The 6,868-nt window shown below is 70.4% G+C and carries 5 protein-coding genes; all 5 read right to left on the bottom strand.

The genetic code is table 11. The features are described from left to right. Window positions 1-380, bottom strand: a 380-nt coding sequence (gene pspAB / locus Q0916_RS08675; RefSeq protein WP_414689326.1) for a PspA-associated protein PspAB, incomplete at its 3' end; no start/stop codon positions are given. Between the two features lie 93 nt (window positions 381-473). Continuing rightward, window positions 474-2,552 (bottom strand): NAD-dependent DNA ligase LigA, encoded by a 2,079-nt coding sequence (gene ligA, locus Q0916_RS08670; protein WP_299236638.1) that lies wholly within the window; start codon window positions 2,550-2,552, stop codon window positions 474-476. 83 nt (window positions 2,553-2,635) lie between these two features. Further along, entirely contained in the window at window positions 2,636-3,748 is a 1,113-nt protein-coding gene (locus Q0916_RS08665) for a pyridoxal-phosphate-dependent aminotransferase family protein (RefSeq protein WP_299236636.1), read from the bottom strand. An 83-nt stretch (window positions 3,749-3,831) separates the two neighbouring features. Next, window positions 3,832-5,007: an MFS transporter gene (locus tag Q0916_RS08660; protein ID WP_299236634.1), complete on the bottom strand. Its 1,176-nt coding sequence runs from the start codon at window positions 5,005-5,007 to the stop codon at window positions 3,832-3,834. Between the two features lie 91 nt (window positions 5,008-5,098). Beyond that, window positions 5,099-6,865 (bottom strand): helicase C-terminal domain-containing protein, encoded by a 1,767-nt coding sequence (locus Q0916_RS08655; protein ID WP_299236632.1) that lies wholly within the window; start codon window positions 6,863-6,865, stop codon window positions 5,099-5,101. Between the last annotated feature and the right edge of the window lie 3 nt (window positions 6,866-6,868).

Below are 6,868 nucleotides of genomic sequence, written 5' to 3'. Positions count from 1 at the left end.
AACAGCCGGGAGCCGAACCCCTCCTCGACGAGCGTGTCGGCGGCGAAGTGGACGCTCGTAACGAGGTCTTCGAAGTCCGGATCGCGGAGGACGACCCAGTGGTAGCCGTGGCTGTCCTCGATGAACGAAGCGGTCGTGCCGGTCTCCTCCTCGCCGAGTTCCAAGACCGCCTCGACCTCGCGGCGGGCGCCCTGAAACGCCGTGCTGTCGACGTTGGCGAAACAGAGCGCGGCGTCGCCGGTCGGCCGGAACCCCAGGTCGGCTTCCATCGTCACGTACGCCGTGGACATCCCGAAGAGGTCGCCGGGGTCGGCGGCGCGGGTCGCGTCCGCTTCGGCGCTGAGCCCGAGCGTCTGTCGGATGGTGTCGAAGAGGCCCATCGGACGTATCCGGGAGCGCGAGACGCATATGGGTTGTCGTCGCCGGCCGGACCGTCCGGCGGTCCGGCCCGACCGAGCGACGCCGCGTTTCGGCTACGGTTCGACGCCGCGTTCGGCGAGGAGGGCCTCGAAGGCGTCCTGATCGAGCGTTTCGACGCCGCGTTCGGCCGCCGCCTCGCGTTTGGTTCGCCCGGGATCGTCGCCGACGACCAGGTAGTCCGTGTTGCCGGACACGCTCGAGGTCGCCGATCCTCCGAGCCGTTCGATCAGCTCCCGCGCCTCCCGGCGGGACAGCCCCTCAAGCGAACCGGTGAACACGAACGTCAGCCCCTCGAAGGGGTCGTCCTCGCCCGTCTCCGCCGGTCGCGGCTCGACGCCCCGTTCGCGGAGCTCCGCGATGATCCGTTCGTTCCGCTCGCGCCCGAGGAACTGACGGACATCGGCCGCGGTGTTCGGTCCGACGCCGTCGACGTCCGATAGCGCCGCCTCGGAGGCCTCGAGGACCGCATCGAGCGTTCCGAAGTGACGGGCGATGTCGCCCGCCGTCGTCGGTCCCACACCCGGGATCCCAAGCGCCGACAGGAAGTCCGAAAGCGGCGGTCGCTTGCTCGCCTCCAGTTCCGAGAGGAGGTTTCGGGCGCTCTTCGTTCCCCACCCCTCGAGGGCGGCGAGGGCGCTCTCCGAGAGGTCATACAGGTCCGGGAGGTCGCCGACGAGACCGGCGTCGATCAGCTGATCGACCGCGTTCTCGCCGAGGCCCTCGATGTCGAGGCCGGACCGTGAGGCGTAGTGTCTGATCGAGCGCCGCAGCTGCGCCGGGCAGGCGAACCCGCCGGTGCAGAACGCGAGCGGCCCGTCCCGTTCGATCGGGCTGTCGCAGATCGGACAGCGATCGGGGAGCTCGAACGTCTCCGCCGGGTCGCCGTCTGTCACCGCCTCGACGTAGGGGATCACGTCGCCGGCGCGTTTGATCCGAACGGTGTCCCCGACGTCGAGGCCCAGTTCGGCGATCTGTTCGGGGTTGTGAAGCGTCGCGCGCGCGACCTCGACGCCGGAGACCTCGACGGGATCGAGCAGGGCCACCGGCGTGATCCGTCCGGTCCGGCCGACCTGGACGACGACGTCCCGGACCGTCGTGACCTCGCTTCGGGCCGGGAACTTGTACGCGTAGGCCCACCGGGGGGCCCGCGACGTCGATCCCAGCAGGCGGCAGGCCTCGATCCGGTCGAGTTTGATCACCGTGCCGTCGATCTCGTAGTTGAGGTCGTCGCGGCGCTCGCGCATCCCGTTTCGGAACTCGATCGCGCCCTCGATGCTGTCGGCCGCTCGCGTGTGCCCGTCCGTCGGAAAGCCCCACCGCTCGACCGCCTCGCGCTCCTCGCGTCGGGTCTCGAACTCGCGGTCGCCGGCGTCGAGGACGTCGAAGACGAAACACGACAGCGGTCGTTCGGCGGTGACGGTCGGATCCAACTGCCGGAGCGTCCCGGCCGCGGCGTTCCGGGGGTTGGCGAACGGGTCGTCCCCCCGTTCGATCCGCTCGCGGTTGTGCGATTGAAACGCCTCCTTCGGCATGAACACCTCCCCCCGGACGGCGAGAGACGCCGGCGGATCGCCGCGGAGCTTCAGCGGCACCGATCTGATCGTCCGGACGTTCGCGGTCACGTCCTCGCCGTACTCGCCGTCCCCGCGGGTCGCCGCGCGCCGCAGCTCGCCGCCCTCGTAGACGAGTTCGACCGAGAGGCCGTCGAACTTCGGCTCGCAGAGATACCGGATCGGGCCCTCGTATCCGGCCCCCCGCAGCCGCTCGCGGACGCGGTCGTCGAACGCCCGCACGTCGGATTCCGCCCCGGAGGAGTCGATAGAGCGCATCGGCCGGACGTGTTCGACCGTCTCCAGTTCCGCCAAGGGTTCGGCGCCGACGCGTTGGGTCGGGCTCGTTTCGCTGCGGAGGTCGAACGCCTCCTCGAGGGCTTCGAGGCGCTCGAACAGCCGGTCGTAGGCGCGATCGGAGATCACCGGGTCGGCCGACCGGTAGTAGCGGCGGTCGTGGTACCGGATCGCCTCGCGCAACAGCGATACCTGCGTTTCGGCCTCGGCCTCCTCGAGCGCCGAAACCGGGGCGAAACCGAGGGGCGGGTCCCGGACGTAGGGGTTGTCCTGCGGCGCGTCCATCACCGTTGGTTCGGGTCGGGGTTATCAAAAAGCACCGACGTCGCCGCGAGCGCCGGCGGGCCCGCTCGGTCCGGTGGGGCGGCTCAGAGCCCGGCGACGTCCTCGATTGCGTCGGTCAGCGCCCGGACGCTCTCGACGGTGTGTTCGCCCATGTGTCCGATCCGGAACGTCTCCTCGCCGATGTCGCCGTACCCGCTCGAGAAGACCATGTCGTACTCCTCGCTGACCGTGTCGATCGTCCCGGCGACGTCGATGCCGCGCGTGTTCTCGATGCAGGTCACCGTCCGCGATTCGTAGCCCGCCTCGGCGAAGAGATCGAAGTGTTCGCGCGCCCACGAACGGGTGTACTCGGCCATGTCGCGGTGGCGCTCGTCGCGGCGCTCGTGCGTCTCCTCGAGCATGTGTTTCATCTGCTTGCGGTACGCCAACATGAGCGGGATTGCGGGCGTCGAGTGCGTCTGGCCCTTCCGGTCGTAGTAGTCCAGACAGCGCTGAAACCCGCCGTACCAGGAGGCCGAGTCGCTCTCGCTCTCGCGCTCGTAGGCGTCGTCGCTGACGACACAGACCGAAAGGCCCGGCGGCATCGCGAAGGCCTTCTGGACCGAGGTGAAGATCGCGTCGATGCCGTGGGCCTCGATGTCGACGTAGTCGCCCCCGAGCGCGGAGATGGCGTCGACGACGAAGTACGTCTCGGGGTAGTCCGCGACGACGTCGCCGATCTCCTCGATCGGGTTCCGGACGCCGGTCGAGGTCTCGTTCATCACGACGGTGACGGCGTCGTACTCGGCGCCGTCGGCCGCCAGCGCCGCCCGGACGTCGTCGGGCTTGACCGCCTCGCCCCACTCGTATTCGATCCGGTCGACGGGCTTGCCGAGGCGCTCGGTGACGTTCGCCTGTCGCTCGCTGAAGGCCCCGCTCGTCGGACAGAGAACGCGGCCGTCGTCGACGAGGTTGAGCGTCGTCGCCTCCCAGAACTCCGTGCCCGACGCCGTCAGAACGATGACGTCGTTGTCCGTGTCGAGGAACTCCTTCGTGTCCTCGACGATGGTCGTGTACAGGTCCGTCATCCGGTCCATCCGGTGGCCGAACACCGGTTCCGCCATCGCGTCGATGACGTCCTCGCGCACGTCGGTCGGGCCGGGGAGATAGAGCGTCTTGTTCGTGTAGTCGTCCTTGTATTCGCGTTTCTTCGTCACGGGATCCACCTGACGTGTTCGCTACTCGGGGCTGTGCAATGGTAGTTTTGATCGGGTCGACGCCGGAGGCGTCACTCCGAGCGTCACAAAAGCGAGCGCCCGGGCGCGATCCGGACCAGCGCCGGGAGGGTGACGGCGGCGACAAGGAGTTCGAGTCCGCCGGTGACGGCGAACGCGACCGGGTAGCCGTAGTCGGTGGCGAGCCAGCCGCCGCCGACGATGCCGCCGAGAAAGCCGAGGCTGCCGAAGACGTTGAACCCGCCCATGGCGGCCCCCCGATCGGCCGGGTCGGCGATGTCCGTCACGAGCGCCATGGTCGCCGGCGCGACGAGCGCGCCGAGGACGCCGACGGTCGCCATCCCCGCGGCGGCGGTCGGGACGGTCGGCGCGGCGCCGACCCCGAGGACGGCGGCGCCGAATCCCGCGGAGCCGGCGGCGACGGGGACGACGCGGCCGATCCGATCGGAGAGCCCGCCGAAGGGGTACTGGAGCAGCGCGAACGGGACGAAAAAACACGCGAGCAGGAGTCCGATCGCGCCGGGGTCGAGCCCGAAGGCGTCCCTGAAGTAGAACGTGCCGACGAGCCCGAAAAAGCCGGCGACGAAGCGATCGGCGAAGCCGAACGCAAAGGGGACGGCGAGCTCGGGAGCCCCCCGGAGGCGCGCGATCGAGTCGGCGAGGCTGCCCCCGGACCGCGGCGCCCTGTCCGGCAGCGACCGCGTCAGGACGAACACGCCGCCGAGCAGCGCGGCGGAGGCGAAGAGCGGCGCAAGGGGGCCGATCTCGTACAACTGCCCGCCGATGGGCGCACCGAGGGCCGCCCCCGAGCCGATCGCGATCCCCGCCGCGCCCATGTTCCGGCCGCGGCCGCCCTCGAGGTCCATGAGCATCGTGATCGAAAGCGAGAACGCGCCGATCGTGAACGCGCCCTCAAGGAACCGGAGCGCGAGCGCGGCCCCGAACCCACCGGCCCCCGAGACGACGAGCGCCGCCAAAGCGAGGTATGCGGCGGTCCCGCCGAGGGCGCCCGCCCGGACGAACGGGAGGCGCCGTCCGAACCGATCCGAGAGGGCGCCCCAGACGGTCGAGCACAGGACGAACGCCAGAAGCTGGACGGCGAGAAAGGCGGTCGCGGCGTCGACCGTCGGCGACGCGCCGAGGGCGGCGACGAGCCGGTCGACCCCGGGGTAGGCCAACAGCTGCGTGAAGAGGACGACGAAGACGACGGCCGACAGCCCGATCCGCTCGGCGCGCGTCACGGGGGGCCGTTGGGCCGGCGGGTACTTGTACGGTGTCCAACGGGGACGCCGCGTCGCAGTGCGGCCCGGTCGCCGTCCTCCCGCCGTCCCGTCAGGAGCCCTCGCCCCAGACGTCCGAGAGCGGGTGATCGTCGATCCGGTCGGTCGCGTCCGTTCCGGTTCCGGTCCCGGTTCCGGCGCGGGAGCCGCCCGAGGCGTTGGCGGCCTCAACCGCGCGTTCGGGATCGAACGGCGGCAGCTCCGGAGCGGACAGCCGATCGACCGCCTCGCGGAACCACGGCGGCATGTCGCTTCGGGCCCGCTCGAAGAGGTCCAAGAGCGAGCGGTCCGCGAGGTACGTCGCGCCGTGGTCCTCGGGCGCGCGGACGATCCGCCCGCAGGCCTGGATCACCGTCCGGAGCGTCGTCCGGTAGTACCACCCCCACTGGCCGTTCTCGAGTCGCTTCTCGACGGCCGGATCGTTCGTGTTCGGAAACGGGGCCTTACACAGCACCTGCCACCGGCAGAGGTCGCCGGCGAGATCGAGCGCCTCCTCCATCTTCACCGAGACGAACACCGCCGGGTCGTCGCTGCGCTTCCAGTCCGAGAGCGCCGCGTCCCGTGTGTCGCTGTCGTGGCTCCGGACCCGCGCGCCGACGCCGGACGCTTCGAGTAGCGCCACGAGTCGCTCGGCGATCGCGTACGAGTGAGCGTGGACGAGCCCCTTCTCGTCGTCGTGTTTCGCCATCAGCCGCACGACCGTCTCGGCGACCTTCGGCAGCGTCTCGTCGCGGCGCTCGTAGGTCATCTTCCCGCGCGTCACGTCGTACAGCGGTCGGTTCTCGACCGGAAACGTGTGGGGGACGTCGACGAGCGCGACGGTTTCGGGATCGAGTCCCGCGGCGCGACAGAACGCGTCCTTGTCGAGGATTGTCGCCGACAGCAGCGCAAAGCGCTCCCCGCGGTCCCAGACGGTGTGGTGTAGGTACCGCGCCGGGTCGAGTGGCTTGATCGACACCGCACCGCCGCGGTCCTCGCTCGTCCCGCGGTCGGAGCGGTCGGCCACCCAGACCGTCGGGCTGTCGGGGTCCCGGACGTCCTCGAGGAACCACCGCAGTTCCCGGATCAACTCGGCGAGGCGGTCGCGCTCTTCGGCTTCGCTCCCGGTCAACTCGACGCGTCCCCGGAGCTCCTCCTGTCGGCGCTCGCAGGTGTCGAGCAGCCGCTCGGCGTACGGCTCGACGTCGTCGATGTCGTCGATCGCCGGCGGGCGGCACGCCTCCCAGACCGGCACCGACGACGGCGAGAGCTCGATCGTCGCGTACATCTCGGCCCACTCCGCGAGGCCGTGGGCCTCGTCGATGACGGCGGCGTCGCGCTCGCCGAAGACCTCGCTGCCGGCGGTCTGCATGAAGTACGCGAGCGTCATCGCCGCGATCGGGCCGTTCGAGGCGATCGTCCGGTCGGAGAAGTACGGACACCGGTGTTTCACCGGGCACTCGAACCCGCGTTCGCGCGAGCACGGCGCGCGGTTGACCGGCGTCGAGGTGTCGCCCGGCAGGATGCAGGTGTAGTTCGGTTTTCCCCGGACGATGCTGAGATCCTCGAGTAACGCGTCGCCGGCGACGTCGTCGAGTTGAGAGACCTGCGGCGTCGTGTAGTACGCGCCGGTCGGGCGGGCCGGCGCGCCCTCGCCGTCCCGGCGGGCACACCCCGCGATCGCGCGGGCTATGAGCGATTTGCCGCTGCCGGTCGGCGCGCGGACCAACACGACGCGGTTGCCGGCCTCGAAGGCCGAACGGACGTCCCGGAGCGCCCGCCTCTGTGCGCCCCGAAAGGAGGGGGCGGGGAACTCCTCGACGATGCGCGTTGGGTCCACACC

Origin of the sequence: Natronomonas sp. (genome assembly GCF_028274965.1) — an archaeon.
GTDB lineage: Archaea > Halobacteriota > Halobacteria > Halobacteriales > Haloarculaceae > Natronomonas.
Note: the sequence above shows the minus strand (reverse complement) of the source record. Positions and strands in the feature narration are given on the sequence as shown.